This is a genomic window from Sphingomonas pruni NBRC 15498, assembly GCF_001598455.1.
GTDB classification, from domain to species: Bacteria; Pseudomonadota; Alphaproteobacteria; order Sphingomonadales; family Sphingomonadaceae; genus Sphingomonas; species Sphingomonas pruni.
On record NZ_BCYZ01000144.1, the window covers coordinates 1 to 2,552 of the forward strand.

2 protein-coding genes are annotated in these 2,552 nt (G+C 67.1%); both read right to left on the minus strand.

Going from position 1 to position 2,552, the window contains the following annotated elements; genetic code table 11:
• On the minus strand, positions 1 to 1,608 hold a 1,608-nt coding region (gene scpA, locus SPR01S_RS20875), incomplete at its 3' end, for a methylmalonyl-CoA mutase (RefSeq protein ID WP_066593758.1).
• A 43-nt stretch (positions 1,609 to 1,651) separates the two neighbouring features.
• Entirely contained in the window at positions 1,652 to 2,446 is a 795-nt protein-coding gene (locus tag SPR01S_RS20880) for an enoyl-CoA hydratase-related protein (RefSeq protein ID WP_066593759.1), read from the minus strand.
• Positions 2,447 to 2,552 lie beyond the last annotated feature (106 nt).

Below are 2,552 nucleotides of genomic sequence, written 5' to 3' on the forward strand. Positions count from 1 at the left end.
GGGGGAACTTAGCCCGCCGACTGCGTCGGCGACCCCTCCACCAGCCTCCGGCTGGTCCCCCTCCCCGAGCGGAGCTCGGGGAGGATTTACGTATTTGCAGCCTTCTCGCAACGCATCGAGCGCGGCCTGGCACTTGGCCTCGTCGCGCCCTGCCTTGACCCGCTTGATCCGGGCGATCTGCGAGTCACGCACCGCATGATTGTCGACGTCGAGAATGTCGAGATCGTCTTCCTCGGCGAGCCGGTATTTGTTGACCCCGACGATCACGTCCTCGCCGCGATCGACCCGTGCCTGGCGCGCCGCCGAGGCTTCCTCGATCATCGCCTTGGGCCAGCCCGCGGCGGCGGCATTGGCCATGCCGCCCTCGCCCTCGACGCGTTCGATGATTTCCCAGGCGCGGTCGTAGAGTTCCTGGGTCAGCGCCTCGACATAATAAGAGCCGCCCAGGGGATCGACGACATGGGTGATCCCGGTCTCTTCCTGCAGCACGATCTGGGTGTTGCGCGCGATGCGGGCGGAGAAATCGGTCGGCAGCGCGATCGCCTCGTCGAGCGCATTGGTGTGAAGGCTTTGCGTGCCCCCGAGCGCCGCCGCCATCGCCTCGACCGTGGTGCGGATGACGTTGTTGTACGGGTCCTGCTCCTGCAGCGACACACCACTGGTCTGGCAATGCGTGCGCAGCATCTTCGAGCGTTCGTCCCTGGCGCCGAGATCGCTCATCACGCGGTGCCACAGCTTGCGCGCGGCGCGCAGCTTGGCGACTTCCATGAAGAAGTTCATTCCGATCGCGAAGAAGAACGACAGCCGCCCGGCGAACTTGTCGATATCGAGCCCGGCCGCCATCGCCGCCTTGGCATATTCGCGGCCGTCGGCGATGGTGAAGGCGAGTTCCTGGACCTGCGTCGCCCCGGCTTCCTGCATGTGATAGCCGGAGATCGAGATCGAGTTGAATTTCGGCATGTGCGCCGAGGTATAGGCGATGATGTCCGCGATGATCCGCATGCTCGGCGCCGGCGGATAGATGTACGTGTTGCGGACCATGAACTCCTTGAGGATGTCGTTCTGGATGGTGCCGTCGAGCTGCGCTTGCGGCACGCCCTGTTCCTCGCCGGCGACGATGAAGAAGGCGAGGATCGGGATCACCGCGCCGTTCATCGTCATGCTGACCGACATCTGGTCGAGCGGAATGCCGTCGAACAGGATCTTCATGTCGTCGATCGTGTCGATCGCGACCCCCGCCTTGCCGACATCGCCGGTCACGCGCGGATGGTCGCTGTCATAGCCGCGATGCGTGGCGAGATCGAACGCGACCGACAGGCCCTTCTGCCCCGCCGCCAGGTTGCGGCGATAGAAAGCGTTCGATTCCTCGGCGGTCGAGAAGCCGGCATATTGCCGGATCGTCCAGGGCCGGCCGGCATACATCGACGCGCGCACGCCGCGGGTGAAGGGCGCGAAGCCGGGCAGGCCGGGATCGACGCCGGCGACGTCCTCGGCGGTGTAGAGCGGCTTGACCGCGATCCCTTCCGGCGTGTGCCAGGTCAGGTCCTTGCCCTTCACTTCCTTGTCGGCGAGCGCCTTCCAGTCGTCGGGAGTCGGGTTGGTCGTCATGATCGTATCCGGCCTCCAGCGGGAGGCGCTCCTTTTTGATGGCTCAGGCGCCCTTGAACTCGGCCTTGCGCTTCTGGAGGAAGGCCATGCCGCCTTCCATCGAATCGTGCGTCGCCCGCGCGGCGCGCTGATTGTCGGCCTCGCGCTGCATCGCCGCGGCGTAATCGCCTTCGAGCGCGTCGTGCAGCTGGCGGCGCATCAGGCCGAGCGCGACAGTCGGCCCGGCGGCGAGCCGCTCGGCCAGCGCCAGCGCCTCGGCATCGAGCGCGTCGTCGGCGACCGTTTTGTAGATCATGCCCCAATCGACCGCCTTGACGGCGGGAACGCGTTCGCCGAGCATCATCATCTCGGTAGCGCGCGGCCGGCCGATCAGGCGGGTGAGCATCCAGCTCGCGCCGCCGTCAGGGACGAGGCCGATATTGACGAACGCCTGGAGGAAATAGGCGGTGTCCGACGCGACGCAGAAGTCGGCGGCGAGCGCGAGGCTGCAGCCGATCCCGGCGGCGGGTCCGCGTACCGCGCTCACCACCGGCACCGACAGACCGGCGATCGCGGCGAGCGTCGGATTGTAGCTGTCGGTCAGCGCGTCATAGGTCGCCTGGCCCGGATCGAGCCCGCGATCCGCCGCGGTCAGCGCGCCGCCGCCGACATCGGCACCCGAACAGAACGCCCTCCCCGCCCCGGTGATCAGCACAGCCCGCGCGCCGCCGAGATCGGCCAGCGCCTCGCGGATCTCGACGAACATCGCCGGCGGCGCGGCATTGAGCCGGTCGGGACGGTTGAGCGTGACGACCAGCACGTCGCCTTTACGCTCGGTCAGGATGTGTTCGTAGCCCATTCGGTTCCCCTCTCATTCTCCCTCGCCCCTGGACAGGGGAGAGGGATACCGAAGCTTGGCGGCTCCGCCGCCTAGCGAAGGTTGGGAGAGGGGTCGTGCGAGCCGG